Here is a 19,795-nt window from a genome sequence, read left to right as displayed (position 1 = left end):
TCCTTTGCACATGACCGCCCCGCTCTTCCCGATTTCCCCGCTGTTGCCGCAGATCCAGCAACACCTGGCCACACAGTCGCGACTGGTGCTGGAGGCCCCGCCCGGTGCCGGCAAGACCACCCAGGTGCCACTGGCACTGCTCGACGCACCGTGGCTGCAGCGCCGCAAGATCATCCTGCTGGAACCACGCCGGGTCGCCGCCCGCAGCGCCGCGCTGTTCATGGCGCGGCAGCTGGGCGAGGAGGTCGGTGGCACGGTCGGCTACCGCATCCGCTTCGAAAACAAGGTTTCGGCGCGCACGCGCATCGAGGTCGTCACCGAAGGCATCCTGACCCGCATGCTGCAGGACGACCCGATGCTGGAAGAGGTCGGGGCAATCCTGTTCGACGAGTTCCACGAACGCCATCTCAGTGGCGACCTCGGGCTGGCGCTGGCGCTGGACGTGCAGGCGCAGCTGCGTGACGACCTGCGCCTGGTGGTGATGTCGGCCACGCTGGACGGGGAGCGGCTGGCGCGCTTCCTCGATGCACCGCGGCTGAGCAGCGAGGGCCGCAGTTACCCGGTGGCGATCAGCCACTTCCCCGCGCGCCGCGATGAAGCACTCGAGCTGCAGGTGCGCCGCGCGGTGCAGCAGGCCCTGGTCGAGCACCCCGGTGACCTGCTGGTGTTCCTGCCCGGCCAGCGCGAGATCGCGCGGGTGCAGGCTGGCCTGCAGGAATCGCTCAATGGCGATGTCGAGGTCCTGGCCCTGCACGGTGAGCTGCCGGTGGAACAACAGGCGCGCGTACTTCAGGTGGCCAGCGATGGCCGCCGTCGCGTGGTGCTGGCCACCAACGTCGCCGAGTCGTCGGTGACGTTGCCCGGCGTGCGCGTGGTGATCGACAGCGGCCAGGCACGCGAACCGCGCTACGACCCCAACAGTGGTTTCACCCGGCTGGATGTGGTGGCCATCGCGCAGGCATCGGCCGACCAGCGCGCCGGCCGCGCCGGCCGCGTCGCCGAGGGCGTGGCCTGGCGGCTGTGGCCACAGTCGCAGAGGCTGGAACCGCAGCGCCGCGCCGAGATCGACCAGGTGGAACTGGCCGGACTGGCACTGGAACTGGCAGCCTGGGGCAGCAGCGACCTGCGCTTCCTCGATCCGCCACCTGCCGGCCCGATGGGCGCCGCGCGCGAACTGCTGCAGCGGCTGGGCGCGCTGTCCAGCAGTGGCGCGATCACCGCACTCGGCCGCCGCGTACTGGCGCTGGGCACGCATCCACGGATGGCGGCGATGCTGCTGGCAGCGCCCGATGCCCGCGCGCAGGCGCTTGCCGCCGATCTGGCCGCGCTGTTGGAAGCGCGCGATCCGCTGCGCCAGGGCGGCGACGCGCTGGCGGCCCGCTGGCGCGCACTGGCCGCGTTCCGTAACGGCCGCGCGCCGGTGGACGCCAATCGCAGCGGGCTGGCCGCCATCGATGCTGCCGCCAAGCAGTGGCGACGACGCCTGCGCTGCGAGACCGCGCCGCCGTCCAGCATCGAGGCGCACGAACTCGGTGACCTGCTCGCACACGCTTTCCCCGACCGGATCGGTTTCCAGCATCCCAGCGATCCCCTGCGCTACCTGCTGGCCAATGGCCGCAGCGCGCGCCTGCACGAACTGAGCGACCTGCGCGGCGAGCCCTGGCTGGTGGCCAGCGAACTGCGCTTCGAAGCGCGCGATGCGTTGTTGCTACGTGCCGCACCGGTGGATGAAAGTGCTCTGCGCAAGGCGTGGCCGGAGCGCTTCGTCACCGAAGACGTAGTGCGTTGGGACAGCGAACGCCGCGCCCTGGTGGCGCTGCGCGAGACCCGTTTCGACCGCATCGTGTTCGACAGCCGCTCGGCCGGGCGGGTCGATCCGCAGCATGCCGCGCAGGCGCTGACCGATGCGGTAGCCGAACTCGGCCTGCAGGCCTTGCCGTGGACCGAAGGCCTGCGCCAGTGGCAGGCCCGTGTCGAATCGCTTCGACGCTGGATGCCGGAACTGGATCTACCCGACTGCAGCGATGCGGCCCTGCTGGCCAACCGTGCACAGTGGCTGCAGCCCGCGTTCGCCGGCAGGACGCGACTGGATGCGCTGGATGAATCCAGCTTCGGCGAAGCGTTGAAGTCGCCCTTGGAGTGGTCACAACGGCAGCTGGTCGAGCGTCATGCACCGACCCGCATCACTGTGCCGTCCGGGCTGGAGCGGCCGATCACCTATGCGCTGGACAGCGAGACTGGCGACCCGCTGCCGCCAGTGCTGGCGGTGAAGCTGCAGGAACTGTTCGGCCTGGCCGACACGCCGCGCATCGCCGATGGCCGCGTGCCGCTGACCCTGCACCTGCTCTCCCCCGGCGGCCGTCCGCTGCAGGTCACCCAGGACCTGCGCAACTTCTGGGAAAACACCTACGCCGAAGTGAAGAAGGAAATGAAGGGCCGTTACCCGCGCCATCCGTGGCCGGACGATCCGTGGACCGCCACAGCCACGCACCGTGCCAAGCCGCGTGGAACCTGACGGGTAGTGCCCGCCGTTGGCCGGCAGCCCCCTGGCACCAGGCAGAGAGCATTGCCGGCCAGCGGCCGGCACTACCGGTTTGGGACCCTGCCTGATCCTGAATGGCTGCGATAGAGTCACACCACGTGCGTCCCTGACTGACATACCGTTTACGGGCAACGCGCGACACTGGACTTCGACCCGAGGCAAAGGACCCCCGCATGAGCAAGCTGACCGTAATCACCGACCGCGCTCTGGAGCGCGCCCTGGACCTGGCCCACAGCGCCGGCGACGGCCTGAAGAGTGCCGGTGGCAGCCTGCGCCACCTCGGGCCGCAGGCCAGTGACTGGATCAAGACCGGCGCGGCGCTGGGCGCCGTCAAGACCGGTGGCAAGGTGGCCACCAAGTTCGCCCGGCGCAACCCGGCGGTGACCATTGCCGCCGCTGCCGTCGGTGTCGGCCTGCTCGGCTACGCGCTGTACCGCAAGCAGCAGAAGAAGAAGGCCGCCAACGGCCACGTGGTGAATGGCCAGGCACAGCGCATCAATGCGCGTGACCGCCGCAACGACACCGTGGTGGACGAGCACAGCGATATCGGCAGCGACGCCTGAGTCTGCCGGGGTCGGCTCCCATCCGCAGGATCTGAGCCCATCAGCCCGCTATGAGCGGCCGGATACCGTAGGGTATCCGGCCTTTTCTGTTTCAGCCGATCTGCCGCCACTGCCCCGGCTGCAGGTCGTCCAGCCGGTAGGGGCCCATCGACACGCGGACCAGCCGCAGCGTCGGCAGGTTCACCGCCGCGGTCATCCGCCGCACCTGGCGGTTGCGGCCCTCGCGGATCGTGATCGCCAGCCAACTGTCGGGCACGGTCTTGCGGAAACGTACCGGAGGATCGCGCAACCACAACGCCGGCGCCGGATCGAGGCGTTCGATCTTCGCCGGCAGGGTCGGACCGTCGTTCAGCTCGACGCCGTCGCGCAGCCGCTGCAACTGCTCGTCACCGGGCGTGCCTTCCACCTGCACCCAGTAGGTCTTGTCGGCCTTGTGCCTGGGGTCGGTCAGCTTGTGCGCCAGCGTGCCATTGTCGGTCAGCAGCAGCAGGCCCTCACTGTCATGGTCGAGCCGACCGGCGGCATACACCCGCGGCGGCAGACCGAATCCCGCCAGGGTCGGCCGCGGCGGCACGCTGCGGTCGGTGAACTGGCAGAGCACGTTGAAGGGCTTGTTGAAGGCGATCAGCATTGCGGGCACGGCAGTCGGCGGGTGGGGCATTGTCCCACGCCGCGCCACGCACCACGTCCCTGTGGAGCCGAGCAAGGGCCCGGCTCCACAACGTCAACGCGCGCACGGCATGCGACGTGCCCTTACGGCTTGATGAAGCGCAGGGTCATGCGGTCGCTTTCGCCGATCGCCTGGTACTTCGCATCATCGGCCTTGTCGTGCTGGTTGGTCGGCGGCAGCGTCCACACGCCGTTGGGGTGGTCCTTGGTGTCGCGCGGGTTGGCGTTGACCTCGCTGCGCGCATCCAGCCTGAAGCCGGCGGCTTTGGCCATCGCGATCACCTGCTGCTGGCCGACATAGCCGGTGTCATCGTCATCGGCCACATCGGCCTTGGCGCGATGTTCGACCACGCCCAGCACGCCGCCCGGCTTGAGCACGTTGAAGAAGCCCTGGAACATGCCCTGCGCCTGGCCGGCCTTGCGCCAGTTGTGCACGTTGCGGAAGGTCAGCACCACATCGGCTGAATTGGCCGGGCCGAACACCGGCTTGGCCGGATCGTAGGCGACCACGGCAGTCTTGCCGAACTGCGCGGGTGCACCGGCGTACTTTTTTTCCAGGCTGTCGCGGCTGCGCTGCTGGTAGTCACGGCCGCGACCCTCAGGCACCGCCATCGGATCGACCACGGCAGCCACATAGTGGCCCTTGTCATGCAGCAGCGGCGCCAGGATCTCCGAATACCAGCCGTTGCCGGGCGTGATCTCGATGACGGTCTTTTCCGGCGTCACCTTGAAGAACGACAGCGTCTGCGCCGGGTGGCGGAAGCCGTCGCGCTTGACGTTGTTGGCATCGCGGGTGGGTGCCTTCACCGCCGCGTCGATGGCCGGTGACACCTGGATCTTCGCCGGCGCCACCGTGGCCGGTGCGGCGAACGCAGGAACAGCAGCAAGCAGGGCCGAAGCAAGCAGCAGGCGGCAACCACGCAGGGACGAAGCAGGCATCATCGGGACGACTCCAGTGGAAGATGCGGCGAGACTAGCAGTCGCAGCGTCCCAGGTGTTCACAAAACGTTAGCGGCGTGCGCGTCGCGGAACACTGTTTTGTGGTCGTCGCCGCAGCACGGTCACACATCGCGTTCTATTCTGGAACACTTCCCCCAAGGAGTCCGTGCCCATGACGGCAACCCGCGAACTGGGCCGTTCCGGCCTGCATGTACGTCCGCTCGCCTTCGGTGGCAACGTGTTCGGCTGGAGCGCCGATGAGAAGGCCAGCTTCGCCCTGCTCGATGCCTTCGTTGACGCCGGTTTCAATCTGGTCGACACCGCCGATGTGTACTCGGCCTGGGTGCCGGGCAATGCCGGCGGCGAATCGGAAACACTGATCGGCAGGTGGTTTGCCCGCAGCGGCAAGCGCGACAAGGTGGTGCTGGCGACCAAGGTGGCCAAGTGGGCCGAGCGCCCTGGCCTGACCCCGGACAACATCAATGCAGCGGTCGAGGATTCGCTGCGCCGGCTGCAGACCGACGTGATCGATCTGTACCAGGCCCACGAGGATGACGAGGCGACGCCGCTGGAAGCGACCCTGGCCGCATTCGGCCGCCTGATCGAGGCCGGCAAGGTACGAGCGATCGGTGCCTCCAACTACAGCGCCACGCGCCTGGCCGATGCGCTGAAGGTGTCCACCGACTACAAGTTGCCGCGTTACGAAACCCTGCAGCCGGAGTACAACCTGTATGACCGCGCCGGCTACGAAAAGGAACTGGAACCGCTGGTGCAGCGCGAGCAGATCGGCGTGATCGGCTACTACGCGCTGGCCAGCGGCTTCCTCAGCGGCAAGTACCGCACGCCGGCCGATGCAGCCAAGAGCCCGGCACGTGGCGAGACCGTGGTGAAGCGCTACCTGAACCCGCGCGGCCTGCGCATCCTGCAGGCGCTGGACGACGTGGCCAGCGAGCACAGCGCAAGCGCTGCACAGATCGCACTGGCATGGCAGATCGCGCGGCCGTCGGTCACCGCACCGATCGTCAGCGCCACCAGTGTCGAGCAGCTGCACGACCTGCTGGCAGCGGCCAACCTGTCGCTGAGCGTGCAGGACATCGCGCAACTTGACGCCGCCAGCGCCGAAGCCTGAGACCCGGTAGTGCCGGCCGCTGGCCGGCATGACACAGTCAGGTAGTGCCGGTCGCTGGCCGGCATCGCGCGGTAAAGAAGAAAATAATTGAACAAAATGGTTGCGCGCGACTAAATCGTGGTTTATCGTGCGCACCTCGTTTCAGCAACCACTGGAAACTTCCCTTGAACGCGCATTCCGTCGCCATCGCCAAACTGCTGCCATGCCTGCGCATGGACGTGCTGGCGCGCGCGTTCGGCAAGGAAGCCCAGCTGACAACGGCCTGATACCCGCCCTGCGGAGATCGGCCACCCCGATCTCCGAGGCCTGACGACGCCCTCGGAACACAAGTCCCGGGGGCGTTTTCGTTTGCGTCGGCACAAGGACCCGCGATGCCAGAACTGCACCCCGCGCGGCAACCCGCCGCTCACTGACCCAGGTTTCTCCCGCCCCGCCGAAGGATTTACTTCGCGCGATCGGCAACGCCTGGACATTATCTGCATCGCACCCAAACATTATCGCTCGCCGATAATGTCGGTGGCCTGCACCCTCGATTCTCCAACGGTCCCGTTTCAACCACGGGCTGGTGCGCGCGGCGTTGCCGTGGCGTATGCCGGAGGTCGCGGACATGCCATCGCCTGGATCGCCTGCTGGAGGCAGGCGCCGGTTCGCCGGCACGCGGTTCGATTCCGCGCGGTTCACCACTGGATAGCTCAGTAGGGTAGAGCAACGGATCCGTAATCCGTCTGTCGTGGGTTCGACTCCCACTCCAACCACATGACCTGTCACGTCATGACTTGAAGCAACACCCGGGGCGCAAGCCCCAGCGGCCATCGTCGCCGTCCACGGTCACTGCCTTCGGGCGGGGGCGTGGAAGGCAACGGACCGCACGCCGGGCCTCGGCCTGTCACCACTACCTGCCCCACGCTGCTCCGGTGCTGTCTGCCGGCAGCGATGGCCGCAAGGGTGATGACGCACCGCAGGCTCCGCGCGCGGACCATCCGCCGATGGCCGCCCTCTTCCGCTGCCTGCACGTGGTGTGCAGGCGACCTCGCCACGACCTGATCGACCCGGGTCATGGCGATTCATCCGCAATGGGTCGAACCACCAGAGCCATACAAGGAGAGACTCCCATGTTCTGGACCATCAAGGTCGTGATCGGCGACGGCGAGCGCGGCCTGGTGTATCGCAACCGTCGTTTCCAGCAGATCCTGCTGCCGGGCGTGCACCGCCTGTCGCCGTTCGGCGGCCGCCCGCAGGTGGACATCCACACTGCATCGAAGGGCGCGGCCTATACCGGCAGCGACCAGGACAGCCTGATCGAAGCGCTGGGCGCACAGCTGGACACGCACTTCGTGCTGGCCAACGTCGGTGCCGGCGAGGTCGGCCTGTTGCTGCGCAATGGCCGCATCGATGAAGTGCTGCCGCCGGGCAGCCGTCGCCTGTACTGGCGCGGTTCGGTCGACACCCAGGTGCGCGTGATGGCGCTGGGTGACGAGCCGCGCATTCCGGCGGACGTGCAGCAGCGCCTGGGCCAGCTGGGCGTGCTGCCGCGTGTGGCGGTGATCAGCAGCGTGCCGAGCGAGTCGGTGGGCCTGCTGTTCATCGATGGCACGCTACGGCAGACGCTGGACGCCGGCCTGCACGCGTTCTGGAACTTCAACGGCAACGTGTCGGTGGAGCGTGTGGAGCTGCGCGCGCGGTCGCTGGACGTATCCGGCCAGGAGCTGCTCAGCCGCGACAAGGTGACCCTGCGGGTGAACCTGGCCGCGACCGTGCAGGTGGTCGACCCGGTGCGTGCACACCGCACGCTCAGCAATGCCGATGAGTTCGTCTACCGGCAGCTGCAGTTCGGCCTGCGCCAGGCGATTGCCGCGCGCAGCCTGGACGAGCTGCTGGGTGACAAGGCAGCACTGGACGGTGAGATCGCCGCCCATGTGCAGGCCGCGATCGAGGGCCACGGTGTACGTCTGCTTGGCGTGGGCATCAAGGACGTGATCCTGCCGGGCGAGATGAAGGAGATCCTCAACGGCGTGGTGCTGGCCGAGAAGCAGGCCCAGGCCAGCGTGATCCGTCGCCGCGAGGAGGCCAACGCCACGCGTTCGCAGCTCAACACCGCAAAGCTGATCGAGGACAACCCGGTGCTGATGCGCTTGAAGGAGCTGGAGGCACTGGAGAAGGTCACCGAGAAGATCGACACGCTCACCGTGTTTGGCGGCCTGGATGGCGTGCTGAAGCAGCTGGTGACGATCAGGTAGGGGGTAGCGGCGGTGCAGGGACGCGCCGCCGGCCCATCAAGGACAAACACGAAGACATGGACACTCAACACAACTATCAATGGCTGCATGCCGAGGGCACCACGCCGATCAAGGGCTGGGTCAACGGTGTGCCGCTGGAAGCGCAGGCGCATGAGCAGCTGCGCAACATCGCCGCGATCCCGTTCGTCGGGCCGTGGGTGGCCGTGATGCCGGACGTGCACCTGGGCAAGGGCGCGACCGTGGGCTCGGTGATCCCGACCCGCGGTGCGATCATCCCGGCCGCGGTCGGCGTCGACATCGGCTGCGGCATGGCGGCGGTGCGCACCACGCTGCGCGCCAATGACCTGCCCGACGACCTCCGGCAGCTGCGCAACAGCATCGAGCGCAGCATCCCGGTCGGCAATGGGCGCGGCGGCGAACATCAGCGCATGCCCGACAGCATCCATACCCGGCTGGTGCAGTCCGGGCTGGCCGCCGGCCTGGAGAAGATCAAGGACAGGCACCGCCGGATCCGCACCGACAAGCTCGACCGCCAGCTGGGGACGCTGGGTGGCGGCAACCACTTCATCGAACTGTGCCTGGACGAGACCGACACGGTCTGGGTGATGCTGCACAGCGGGTCGCGCGGCACCGGCAACCTGATCGGTACCTACTTCATCGAGAAGGCGCGCGAGGAACTGGCCCGGCGTGTGCTGGGCTTCCACTTGCCGGACAAGGACCTGGCGTTCTTCATGGAAGGCGAGCCGCTGTTCGATGACTACGTCGAAGCCGTGTCGTGGGCGCAGGACTACGCCCGGCAGAACCGCGAGGCGATGATGTCGCGCGTGCTGGCCGAGATGCGCCACCGGCTGCCGAAGTTCCAGCTGGCGGCAATGGCGGTGAACTGCCACCACAACTACGTACAGAAGGAAGCGCACCACGGGCAGGAGCTGCTGGTGACCCGGAAGGGGGCCGTCAGCGCCCGCGAGGGTGAGCTGGGCATCATTCCCGGCAGCATGGGCACGCGCAGCTACATCGTGCGTGGCAAGGGCAACGCGGACAGCTTCCACAGCTGCAGCCACGGTGCCGGCCGGGTGATGAGCCGTGGCGCCGCGCGCCAGCAGATCACGCTGGCCCAGCATCGCGAGGCCACCGCGCACGTGGAATGCCGCAAGGACAGCGGCGTGCTGGACGAGTCACCGGCCGCGTACAAGTCGATCGACGATGTGATGGCCGCGCAGCTGGACCTGGTCGACGTGGTGCACACCCTGCGCCAGGTGTTGTGCGTGAAGGGGTAACGGAGCGGTGCCGGCCAAGGCCGGCCTCTACCAGAGCAGCACGTCGCGTCGGGGGTCAGATCCCTTTCTGCGAAAGGGATCTGACCCCGGCACATTCAGCGCGGCACGCTGTCTTCGGCCACCAGCGCGTGGTGCACGCCGATGCCCGCGCGCACGCCTTCGGCCATGGCCAGGGTGATGTTGCCGACCGTCGTCGCATCGCCTGCGGCATACACGTTCGGCACCGAGGTCTGCTTCATCATGTCGACCTCGATCAACTCGCCCAGCGGGCTCTCGGCCAATGTGCAGCCCAGCTGCTGCACCAGCGGCGTGGCCATCACCTGGGTGGCCGGCACGAACAGCGCCCGCTGGGCGATGCGGCGGCCATCGGCCAGCTCCACTTCCAGCCAGGTCGGCTGGTCGCCCTGCACGCCCAGCACCGGCGACGTCTCGATCTGCACGCCGCGCTGCTGCATGGCAGCCCGTTCCTCATCGGTGATCGGCAGGCCCTGGCTGAAGAAGGTGACATTGCCCCAGTCGGCAAACAGCGGCGCCTTGCCGGCGGACATCGGATGGCCGCCAAGCAGGCCGATGGCGCCGCCACCCACTTCGTAACCATGGCAGTAGGGGCAGTGCAGCACGGTGCTGCCCCAGCGCTCGGCCAGCCCGGGCAGTTCCGGCAGCTGGTCGGCGATACCGCTGGCCAGCAGCAGCTTGCGCGCGGCCAGCACCTGGCCATCGGCGGTACGTACTTCCACGCCCTCTGCGCTGGCGTTGGCCTGCACGGCCTCGGCATGCACCCAGCGCACGCTGGGGTAATCCAGCAGCTGCTGGCGCGCGGTCTTCAGCAGCTCGGCGCCGCTGATGCCATCCAGCCCCAGCACCCCGTGCGAATGGCTGGCGAAGCGGTTGCGTGGTGAACCGGCGTCGATGACGGTGACCGGGCGGCGGGCACGGGCCAGGATCAGGCCGGCGGCAATGCCGGCATAGCTGCCGCCGACGATGAGCACATCAGGATTCATGGTGACCTTCCAGGGAACGGTGATGGGCGAGATGGCGGGCGAAGTCGGCGCCGAGCTTGTCCAGCGTGGCCGCCCGCAGGCGCTGTTCGAGCAGGCGCTGTGCTTCGCGTGCACCCTCCAGCAGGGCGCTGTTGACCAGCTGCTGGATCGGGCAGCCACCGCCGGAATCGCGGGTGCCTACCTGTACCAGCGACGGTGCGCCCACCGCCAGGTAGACGTCATGCAGGGTGATGGCTGCGGCAGCACGGGCCAGCTGGCTGCCCCCCCCATGGCCGCGGGTGCTGCGTACCAGGCCGGCCTTGCGCAGCTGCGCCAGCAGACGGCGGATCACCACCGGATGGGTCGGCAGGCAGGACGCCAGCTGCTCGGAGGTGCGCGGGCCATCCTGGCCGACCAGGTGCGCCATCACGTGCAGTGCGTCAGAGAGCGGGTTCGCGGATTTCATGTAACTAGATTAGTTACATTTATATCCCCTGTCCAGGGTCCGTATTCGTTCCATATGGACACATTTGTCCTATGAAACACTTCCTTCACATCACTAAACGAAACGCTAATGTGATGTTCGTCGCACTTCAGCGGGAGCTTGGCAGGTCGATACCGCATTGCCCCTTCCTGAGAGTGCTTCCCGATGAATGCGTCTGTCCGTGCTCCGCGCCTGCAGTCCAAGCTGCTCGGCGCGGTCTCTGTTGGCTTGGCCGTGGTCCTGCTGTGCGCGCTGGCTGGCCTGGCCTCCGCCTGGTTCAAGTTGTCCACCGAGGTTCCACCCGAAGTCGCGCACAGCCGCGACGCCGAACGCCTGCAGCGTGAGTTCCGCGGCCAGGTGCAGGAATGGAAGAACGTGCTGCTGCGTGGCCACGACGACGCGTTGCGTCAGCGCCACCTGGACGCTTTCGACAACGAAGGCCGCCTGGTCGAACGGCTGGCCAAGGGCCTGGTGACCAGCCCGGACGCGCGCACGCGTGAACTGGCGCAGGCGTTCGTTGGCCTGCACGCGCAGCTGCAGCAGGACTATCACGCGGCGCTGCAGGCATTTGCCGCGGCCGGCTACGATCCGGCCGCCGGCGACAACCTGGTGCGCGGCAAGGATCGCGCGGTGGCGACCGCTCTGGATGCATTGAGCGCGCATGCCACGCAGGTGGCCGAAGCGGCGCTGGCGGCACGTTCGCAGCAGGCGCGGCAGACCCTGCTGCTGTGCGCGTCACTGACGGTGCTGGCCGCCGTGCTGTTGCTGATCGGCCTGGCCTGGTGGCTGCGGCGCGCCGTGGTGCAGCCGGTACTGGCGGTGGAAGCCGCTGCGCGCGCAGTGGCTGCCGGCGACCTGCAGCACGTGGTGCAGGTACGCAGCCGCGACGAGATCGGACGCCTCGCGCAGGCGATGCAAGCGTTGCAGTCCACGCTGCGCGGCGTGCTGGATGCGCAGGCCGCGATGGCCCAGGCGCACGAGGCCGGCACCATCAGCCATCGCATGGACGCCGCTGCCTTCCCCGGCGCGTTCGGCACCATGGTGGCCGACTGCAACACGCTGGTCGACGCGCACATCCGGGTGAAGATGCGCGCGATCTCGATCATGGGCCGCTACGCCGTCGGCGACCTCAGCCAGGACATGGAACGCCTGCCCGGCGAGAAGGCAGTGATCACCGAAGCGCTGGATGCGGTCAAGCACAACCTCGGTGCGATCAACGGCGAAATCCGCCGCCTGGCCGAAGCGGCGGCCGCCGGTGACTTCAGCCAGCGCGGCGACAGTGCGCGCTTCGAGCATGATTTCCACGCGATGGTCGAGGGCCTCAACCGCCTGATGCAGACTACCGAGCTGAACCTGGGCGAGGTCTCCAGCATGCTGCGTGCCATCGCCGGCGGCCGCCTCGGCGCGCGCATGCACGGTGATTTCCAGGGCGTGTTCGCGCGCATCGCCGGCGATGCCAACACCACTGCCGCGCAGCTGGCAACCATCGTCACCGACATCAAGCATGCCTCCGGCAACATCCATACCGCTGCCGCAGAGATTGCCGCCGGCAACAATGACCTGTCGCGCCGCACCGAACAGCAGGCCGCCAATCTGGAAGAGACCGCGGCATCCATGGAAGAGTTGACCTCCACCGTGCGCCAGAATGCCGAGCACGCGCGCCAGGCCAATCAGCTGGCGATCGGTGCACAGGGTGTCGCCTCACACGGTGGCAGCGTGGTCGGGCAGGTGGTGGCGACCATGGGTGCGATCGAAGCGTCGTCGCGGCAGATCGCCGAGATCATCAGCGTCATCGATGGCATCGCGTTCCAGACCAACATCCTGGCGCTGAATGCTGCGGTGGAAGCGGCACGCGCCGGAGAACAGGGCCGCGGCTTCGCGGTGGTCGCCAGCGAAGTGCGCACGCTGGCGCAGCGCTCGGCGGCGGCCGCGAAGGAGATCAAGTCACTGATCGAGGCGTCGGTGGAACAGGTCGGTGAGGGTGCGCAGCGCGTGCGCGAGGCCGGTGACACCATGGCCGAGATCGTCGCCTCGGTGCAGCGCGTGACCGACATCATGGCCGAGATCTCTGCGGCGTCGCAGGAGCAGAGCGCAGGCATCGAACAGGTCAGCCAGACGGTGATCCAGATGGACGGCACCACCCAGCAGAACGCCGCGCTGGTGGAAGAAGCCAGCGCCGCGGCGCGCAGCCTGGAACAGCAGGCGAACCGGTTGATCGATGCGGTGGATGTGTTCGACCTGTCGGCCACGGCGGCGGCGAAGGGCGGGCTGGCACGCGCGGCTTGATTGATCCGGTTGCCGGCCAGCGGCCGGCACTACCGTGGAGCGCAGACAGGAGGAGTGCCGGCCACTGGCCGGCAGCGTCCAACGCTGCATGGGTGGTGGCATGAACAGTGCGGACCAACGGTCCGCACCCACCACCACCTGCCGTCGTACACGTCGATGCAATGCACCGTTGCCGGCATGCACACGGCCGCTGGCCTACCCTTTCGTGGACATTCCCGCCTCCCTCCCCCTCTGCTGGAGCCCCCATGACTGTCCCCGCCTTCGGTCTCGGCACCTTCCGCCTGAAAGACCAGACCGTGATCGACTCCGTGCGCAACGCGCTGGCGGTCGGCTACCGCGCGATTGATACCGCGCAGATCTACGGCAACGAAGCCGAGGTCGGCCAGGCCATCGCCGATTCCGGCGTGCCGCGCGATCAGATCTACTTGACCACCAAGGTCTGGATCACCGCGTTCAGGCGCGAAGCGCTGCTGGCCAGCCTGCGTACCAGCCTGGAAAAGCTGCGCACCGACCATGTCGACCTGGCACTGATCCACTGGCCATCGCCGAACGACAAGGTCGACGTGCCGATGGAGGAGTACCTGACCGCACTGGCCGAGGCCAAGGCACAGGGCCTGACGACGGAAATCGGCATCTCCAACTTCACCATCGCGCAGACCCGCAAGGCGATCGAGATCCTTGGCGCTGATGCGATCGCCACCAACCAGATCGAGATCCACCCGTACCTGCAGAACCGCCTGCTGGTGAAGTTCCTGCAGGACAACGGCATCCACATCACCGCCTACATGAGCCTGGCCTATGGCGAGGTGATCAAGGACCCGGTGATCCAGGCCATTGCCGGCCGCCACCAGGCCACGCCGGCGCAGGTCGCGCTGGCCTGGGCACTGCAGCAGGGTTTCTCGGTGATTCCGTCCTCGACCAAGCGCGAGAACCTGGCGAGCAACCTGGAAGCGGCCGCGGTCCGCCTGACCGACGAAGACATGGCACAGATCGCCAAGCTCGACCGCGGCCATCGCCTGGCCAACCCGGAAGGGATTGCACCCGCCTGGGATTGATTCCACCGACGGCGCGCAACTGCTCTGGTAGACGCCGACCTTGGTCGGCGCGGACGTCTGATCGATCGATGAAACGCCGTGCCGACCAGGGTCGGCACCTACCAGAACGCGGGGATCATCCCCTGCCCCGCAGCAACCACCCACGCATTGCCGCACTCACTTCGTCCGGTTTCTCCATCGGTGCCAGGTGCCCGCAATCAGGCACCACCACCAGCTGCGAGTGCGGCACCATCGCGTGCATTTCCTCGCTCACCGCGAGTGGCGTAATGCGGTCGTTCGCACCGCAGACGATCAGCAGCGGATCGCGGTAACCAGCCAGCACATCATGGCCATCGCGGCGTTCCAGTGCGCTCTGGCGCAGGAACACTTCCGCGCCCAGGCGGGCGGTCATGTCACGCACACGTTGCACCAGCACGTAATCATCCAGCCGCGACGCATCGATGTAGCTACGCATCAGCACATCACCGAAACCATGGAACTTGCCGGGCAGGCGCACGCTGGCACGTTGGCTGCGGCGCTGCTCGGCCCGCTCGGGTGAGTCGGCGTGGATCGAGGTGTCAATCAGCGCCAGCTGCAGGACCCGCTCCGGCGCGATGCGCAGGATCTGCTGGGCGACGAAACCGCCCAGCGAGAATCCAGCCAACGCAAAGCGTTCCGGCGCCTGCGCCAGCACGTCCTCGGCCACCGCCTGCAGGGTCTCGCCACGGGTCTGGTCGCCTACGGTGCAATCGGCAATGTCGGCAAGATCAGCCAACTGTGCGCGCCACAGCTCGGCGTCGTTGAGCAGGCCGGGCAGCAGCAGCAGGGGAGTACGGTTGGTCATGGGGGTATTGTCGCGCCATCACGGTGACGGAGCCATGCCGCAACGGGGGTTGGATTGTAGCGTCGAGCCACGTTCGACGGCTGCACAGCCAGTGGGGCATGGCTCGACGCTACAGAACGCAGCGGCGGAGGCGCTCTTCGGCGACACCATCACCATCTACACCGCGCTGTGCGAACAGGCCCGCGAGAAAACCTGGCGCAGCAGGGTCAAGCACGCACGGCAGCTGGGTGCCAACGCGACCATCGGCATGCGCTACGACGCCACCGATGTGATGACCGGGCTGACCGAAGTGCTGTGCTACGGCACGGCAGTGGTGGTGGAACCACTGCGTTGAAGCTGTAGAGCCGAGCCCATGCTCGGCTCAGGCGTGCCCGTGAGATGCAAGGCAGCCGAGCGTGGGCTCGGCTCTACAATGGGGTTTCGGGCACCTCGACCTGCTGCACCGGCAGGGTCACCATCATTACCGTCGGGTCATCCGGGTCCAGCCTGGTCTTGAAGCCCAGGCTCTGGCACATCGCCAGCATGGTGCTGTTTTCGCGCAGCACCTGGCCTTCGACCACGTCCAGGCCCAGCCACTTGGCGTACTCGATCATGATCGCCATCAGCCGCCAGCCGATGCCGTGGCCCTTCAGGTCCGAGCGGATCAGGATGCCGTACTCGCCGCGATGGTAATCGGCATCGGCGTGCAGGCGCACCGCGCCAAGCATTTCGCCGCTGCGCGGTTCGATCGCCACCAGCGCGATCGAGCGTGCGTAGTCGAGCTGGGTCAGGCGCGCGATGAACTCGTGGCTGAAGTGCTTCACCGACTGGAAGAAGCGCAGGCGCAGGTCCTCGTCGCTGACACGGGCGAAGAACGCACGGAACAGCGCATCGTCTTCCGGCCGCACCGGACGCACGAACGCGCGGCCGCCATCGGACAGTTCGATGGTGCGCTCCCACTCCTTCGGATACGGGAACACCGAAAAGCGCGGATGGCCACGGCCCTTGTGCAGGATGCGCGACGGTGCCACTGCCACGCGCGCGTCGAGGGCGAGGATGCCCTTGCCGTCGACCAGCAGCGGGTTGATGTCCAGCGTGCGCACTTCGGGAATGTCGGCGGCCAGCTGTGCCAGCTTGACCAGCGCCAGCGCGAGTGCGCGCTCGTCGGCGGCGGGCACATCGCCGTAGGCCTTGAGGATGCGCGAAGCACGGGTCTGTCCGATCAACTCGTGGGCCAGGCGCAGGTCCAGCGGCGGCAGGGCCAGCGCCTTGTCGTTGATCACTTCGACCGCGGTGCCGCCACGACCGACCACGATCACCGGGCCGAACGTCGCGTCATCGGCGATGCCGACAATCAGTTCGCGCGCCTTCGGGCGGACGATGGTCGGCTGCACCAGCAGGCCATCGATGCGCGCATCCGGCCGCAGCTGGCGCGCACGCGACAGGATCGCGTTGGCCGCGCTCTGCACCGCCGGCAGCGTGGACAGGTTCAGGCGCACGCCGTCCACTTCCGATTTGTGCGGGATGTCCGGTGACAGGATCTTCAGCGCCACGCTGGCGCCACGCTCCAGCAGCGGCTGCGCAAGGTCCATTGCCTCGTGCGCATCGCGCGCGTGCATCACCGGCGCGGAGGGGATGCCGTAGGCCTTGAGCAGCTCATGCGTGGCCAGCGGGTCCAGCCACTGCTGGCCGTTGGCCAGCGCGGCATCGACCAGTGCGCGCGCGGTAGCCGTGTCGACGCTGAAATCCTGCGGCAGGCTGGGCGGCGTTTCCATCAACGCGTTCTGCGCTTCGCGGTAGCGCACCAGGTGCTGGAAGCCACGTACGGCTTCGGCCTCGGTCGGATAGGTCGGCACCCGTGCCGCGTTGAGCGTGGCGGTGGCCTGGTCGTCGTTGCCCAGCCATACGGCGAACACCGGCTTGTCGCGATGATGGCGCGGGCGCAGGCCGAGCGTGCGGGTGAGGGCCTGCGCCGCATCGGCGGACGAGGTGAACGCGGTTGGCACGTTGACCACCAACACCGCGTCGTTCTCGTTGTCGGCCAGCAGTGCTTCGATGGCCGACGCATAGCGGTCGCCATCGGCGTCGACCACGATGTCCACCGGATTGCTGCGCGACCAGCCCTGCGGCAGCACCGCATCGAGCTTCTCCACCGTGCTGTCGGAAAGGGTGGCCAGCGTGCCACGCAGCGCGATCAGTTGGTCCACGGCCAGGCGGCCGACACCGCCGCCATTGCTGAGAATGGCCAGGCGGCGACCGGGGAAGGTGCCCAGCCGCCCCAGCGATTCAGCAGCAGTGAACAGTTCGTCCAGCGCACCCACGCGCAGCAGGCCGGCGCGATTGAAGGCCGCGCCGTACACATCATCGGCACGCGCCAGGGCCTGCACATGGGTATCACGGCTGCCCGGCTGCACGCGCTCGGCGCGACCGGACTTCACCACCACCACCGGCTTGGCGCGGGCGGCGGCACGCGCGGCCGACATGAACTTGCGCGCGTCCTTGATCTGCTCGACATACAGCAGGATGGCGCGGGTGCGGTAGTCCGTGGCGAAGTAGTCGAGCAGGTCGCCGAAGTCGACGTCCATCGTGTCGCCCAGCGAAACCACGGCGGAGAAGCCCACCGAGCGCGCCACGCCCCACTCCACCAGCGCGGCGGCAATGGCCGAGGATTCGGAGATCAGGGCGAGGTCGCCGGCCTGCGGGAAGTGCGCGGCGATGCTGGCATTGAGTCGCGCGTGCGGCGCGATGACGCCCAGGCAATGCGGCCCGAGGATGCGCAGGCCATGCTTGCGCGCCACCGCCTCTACCTGTGCGGACAACGAACCCGGGCCTTCGCCCAGGTGCGCGGTGAGGATGATCGCCGCCTGCACGCCACGCTCTGCAGCTGTACGCACCACTTGCGGCACGATCGCCGCCGGCGCGGTGATCACCACCAGGTCGGGCACCCAGTCCAGGTCCTTCAAGCGCTTGACCGTGCGGATGCCATCGATCTCGGCGTGCCGCGGGTTGATCCACGCCACCTTGCCGGGGAAGCCGGTTCCGCGCAGGTTGCGCATCACTGCGCGGCCGGCCGAACGCTCACGCGGACTGCCGCCGATCACCGCGACCGACTGCGGACGGAATACGGACTGCAGGTGGTAGGTACTCATGCGCCTACGGTACCCAAAAAAGGGGACGGAGGGGATCAAGTCGTCTGTGCCACAAACGACTTGATCCCCTCCGTCCCCTTTTTTGTTACAGCAGCGTGCCGTGCAGGATCAGCGCGGCGATGCTGAAGTAGATCACCAGGCCGGTTACATCCACCAGGGTGGCCACGAACGGGGCCGAGGCGCTGGCCGGGTCGAAGCCGAGCCGCTTCAGGACGAAGGGCAGCATCGAGCCGGACAGCGAACCGAAGGTGACGATGCCGACCAGCGCGGCACCGATGGTGATCGCCAGCAGGATCCAGTGCTCGCCGTAGTCATGCAGGCCACCCAGCTGCCAGATCACGATGCGCACGATCGCCAGGCAGCCGAGGATGGCACCCAGCACCATGCCGGTCGGGATCTCGCGGATCGCCACCCTCCACCAGTCGCGCAGGCGCAGTTCGCGCAGCGCCAGGCTGCGGATCAGCAGCGAGGTGGCCTGCGAGCCCGAATTGCCGCCCGAGCTCATGATCAACGGGATGAACAGGGTCAGCACCACCGCGCGCGCCAGTTCGTCCTCGTAGTGCTGCATCGCACTGGCCGTCAGCATCTCGCCCAGGAACAGCACGCTCAGCCAACCGGCACGCTTGCGCAGCATCTCGAAGAAGCCGATCTGCATGTAGGGCTTGTCCAGCGCTTCCATGCCACCGAACTTGTGCGCGTCCTCGGTCGATTCCTCGATCAGCGCATCGAGCACGTCGTCCACGGTGACGATGCCGAGCATCTGCTGCTGCGCGTCGACCACCGGAATCGCCAACAGGTCGTGGCGGCGGATCAGACGCGCGACTTCTTCCTGGTCCATCAGCGCGTCCACCGTCACCGGCGGATTGACCTGGGCCACGTCCAGGATCGATTCCTCGGGCAGGCCGGTGATCAGCCGGCGCATGGTCACCACCTGCTGCAGCTGCTGGCTGGCCGGCTCCAGCACGTAGATCGCGTAGACCGTCTCGCGGGTGCGCTCGACCTGGCGGATGTGCTGCAGGGTCTGCGCCACGGTCCAGCTGGCGGGCACCGCCACGTACTCGGTGGTCATCAGCGCGCCGGCGGTGTTCGGCGGATAGCTCAGCAGCTTCTGGATGGCCTGGCGGGCGTCGGTGCCCAGCAGCGGGATCAGCCGCGCGCGTTCTTCCTCATCCAGCTCGTGGACGATGTCGGTGGCGCGGTCGTCAGCCATCAGCCCCAGCAGGGCGGCGGCGCGTGCCGGGGGCAGCGCGGCCACCAGCTCACCGCTGCGGTGCAGCTCCGGCGCTTCCAGCATCTTCACTGCACGCGGCAACGGCAGCGCGGCCAGCGTTTCCGCGGCGCGGGCCAGTTCCAGTGTGTTGAGGAATTCCACCGCATCGGCGGTGTTGTAGTTCGCCAGCGGTGCGGCCAATGCGGCGGCATCGGCCACCGGGCGCAGCAATTGCTTCTGGTTCATCGGTTTTGCCTTGTGGGGGTGCGACCTCGCGCAACGCCAACGCAGGCAAACCGTCCCGATGTCAGGCGGTGGCCATCGCTGGCGTCGAACGAGGTCGACTTCTACTGTCGCTGGACATGGGTTGGGGACTCCGGAATGCGCGTGCCGGCGGTGCGCCGCCAGCGGCGGGCAGTCTGGACCCGTGGGCCATGCAGGTCAACCCGGCATCCCTGCGCCGGGCGCCGGCC

At 67.7% G+C, this 19,795-nt stretch carries 14 protein-coding genes, 1 tRNA gene and 1 pseudogene; 9 read left to right on the top strand and 7 right to left on the bottom strand.

Going from position 1 to position 19,795, the window contains the following annotated elements; genetic code table 11:
• The first annotated feature begins 10 nt into the window (after window positions 1–10).
• Both hrpB and KXV01_RS04115 read left to right on the top strand, forming a co-directional pair.
• Window positions 11–2,515, top strand: a complete 2,505-nt coding sequence (hrpB, locus tag KXV01_RS04120; protein ID WP_263467519.1) for an ATP-dependent helicase HrpB — start codon at window positions 11–13, stop codon at window positions 2,513–2,515.
• Window positions 2,516–2,715: 200 nt separating this feature from the next.
• A complete protein-coding gene (locus KXV01_RS04115) occupies window positions 2,716–3,105 on the top strand; it encodes a hypothetical protein (protein WP_019661686.1) in 390 nt (129 codons plus the stop codon).
• A 91-nt stretch (window positions 3,106–3,196) separates the two neighbouring features.
• On the opposite strand, the gene KXV01_RS04110 is transcribed toward KXV01_RS04115, so the two are convergent.
• Together KXV01_RS04110 and KXV01_RS04105 are read right to left on the bottom strand one after the other, a co-directional pair.
• Window positions 3,197–3,736, bottom strand: coding sequence for a pseudouridine synthase (locus KXV01_RS04110; protein ID WP_049413220.1), 540 nt, complete (start codon window positions 3,734–3,736; stop codon window positions 3,197–3,199).
• Between the two features lie 122 nt (window positions 3,737–3,858).
• Window positions 3,859–4,716, bottom strand: a complete 858-nt coding sequence (locus KXV01_RS04105) for a methyltransferase (protein ID WP_263467518.1) — start codon at window positions 4,714–4,716, stop codon at window positions 3,859–3,861.
• Window positions 4,717–4,885: 169 nt separating this feature from the next.
• Between KXV01_RS04105 and KXV01_RS04100 the strand changes: the two genes are divergently transcribed.
• The 4 genes from KXV01_RS04100 to KXV01_RS04085 all read left to right on the top strand — a co-directional run bounded on the left by KXV01_RS04100 (window position 4,886) and on the right by KXV01_RS04085 (window position 9,356).
• Window positions 4,886–5,842: an aldo/keto reductase gene (locus tag KXV01_RS04100; protein WP_263467517.1), complete on the top strand. Its 957-nt coding sequence runs from the start codon at window positions 4,886–4,888 to the stop codon at window positions 5,840–5,842.
• A gap of 684 nt (window positions 5,843–6,526) precedes the next feature.
• Window positions 6,527–6,597: transfer RNA gene (locus tag KXV01_RS04095), tRNA-Thr, on the top strand.
• A gap of 357 nt (window positions 6,598–6,954) precedes the next feature.
• Complete coding sequence (locus KXV01_RS04090) at window positions 6,955–8,079, top strand: slipin family protein (protein WP_263467516.1); 1,125 nt, start codon at window positions 6,955–6,957, stop codon at window positions 8,077–8,079.
• Between the two features lie 56 nt (window positions 8,080–8,135).
• Complete coding sequence (locus KXV01_RS04085) at window positions 8,136–9,356, top strand: RtcB family protein (protein WP_111190464.1); 1,221 nt, start codon at window positions 8,136–8,138, stop codon at window positions 9,354–9,356.
• Window positions 9,357–9,451: 95 nt separating this feature from the next.
• Here the strand turns inward: KXV01_RS04085 and KXV01_RS04080 are convergent, their stop codons facing one another.
• The gene (locus tag KXV01_RS04080; RefSeq protein WP_049413213.1) at window positions 9,452–10,357 is read right to left on the bottom strand and encodes an NAD(P)/FAD-dependent oxidoreductase; all 906 of its coding nucleotides are present in this window, start codon (window positions 10,355–10,357) and stop codon (window positions 9,452–9,454) included.
• Window positions 10,347–10,802: an Rrf2 family transcriptional regulator gene (locus tag KXV01_RS04075; protein ID WP_164283069.1), complete on the bottom strand. Its 456-nt coding sequence runs from the start codon at window positions 10,800–10,802 to the stop codon at window positions 10,347–10,349. The genes KXV01_RS04080 and KXV01_RS04075 overlap by 11 nt, the downstream gene beginning before the upstream one ends.
• A gap of 183 nt (window positions 10,803–10,985) precedes the next feature.
• Here KXV01_RS04075 and KXV01_RS04070 point away from each other — a divergent pair, with 183 nt between their 5' ends.
• Window positions 10,986–13,106 (top strand): methyl-accepting chemotaxis protein, encoded by a 2,121-nt coding sequence (locus KXV01_RS04070; RefSeq protein ID WP_099494936.1) that lies wholly within the window; start codon window positions 10,986–10,988, stop codon window positions 13,104–13,106.
• A gap of 245 nt (window positions 13,107–13,351) precedes the next feature.
• On the top strand, window positions 13,352–14,161 hold the full coding sequence (gene dkgB / locus KXV01_RS04065; RefSeq protein ID WP_049435810.1) for a 2,5-didehydrogluconate reductase DkgB: 810 nt from the start codon (window positions 13,352–13,354) through the stop codon (window positions 14,159–14,161).
• 115 nt (window positions 14,162–14,276) lie between these two features.
• Here dkgB and KXV01_RS04060 read toward each other — a convergent pair whose 3' ends face one another.
• Window positions 14,277–14,984, bottom strand: coding sequence for an alpha/beta hydrolase (locus KXV01_RS04060; protein ID WP_263467515.1), 708 nt, complete (start codon window positions 14,982–14,984; stop codon window positions 14,277–14,279).
• Between the two features lie 127 nt (window positions 14,985–15,111).
• Between KXV01_RS04060 and KXV01_RS04055 the strand changes: the two are divergent.
• A pseudogene (locus tag KXV01_RS04055) lies at window positions 15,112–15,318 on the top strand (heavy metal-binding domain-containing protein); the annotation flags it as partial.
• A 73-nt stretch (window positions 15,319–15,391) separates the two neighbouring features.
• Here KXV01_RS04055 and KXV01_RS04050 read toward each other — a convergent pair.
• Both KXV01_RS04050 and mgtE read right to left on the bottom strand, forming a co-directional pair.
• Complete coding sequence (locus tag KXV01_RS04050) at window positions 15,392–18,112, bottom strand: bifunctional acetate--CoA ligase family protein/GNAT family N-acetyltransferase (RefSeq protein ID WP_049411510.1); 2,721 nt, start codon at window positions 18,110–18,112, stop codon at window positions 15,392–15,394.
• 85 nt (window positions 18,113–18,197) lie between these two features.
• The gene (gene mgtE, locus KXV01_RS04045) at window positions 18,198–19,568 is read right to left on the bottom strand and encodes a magnesium transporter (RefSeq protein WP_049411514.1); all 1,371 of its coding nucleotides are present in this window, start codon (window positions 19,566–19,568) and stop codon (window positions 18,198–18,200) included.
• Window positions 19,569–19,795 lie beyond the last annotated feature (227 nt).

It is taken from the genome of Stenotrophomonas sp. Ps181 (genome assembly GCF_025697425.1).
GTDB classification, from domain to species: domain Bacteria; phylum Pseudomonadota; class Gammaproteobacteria; order Xanthomonadales; family Xanthomonadaceae; genus Stenotrophomonas; species Stenotrophomonas sepilia.
This window is presented reverse-complemented; position numbering and strand designations above follow the sequence as displayed.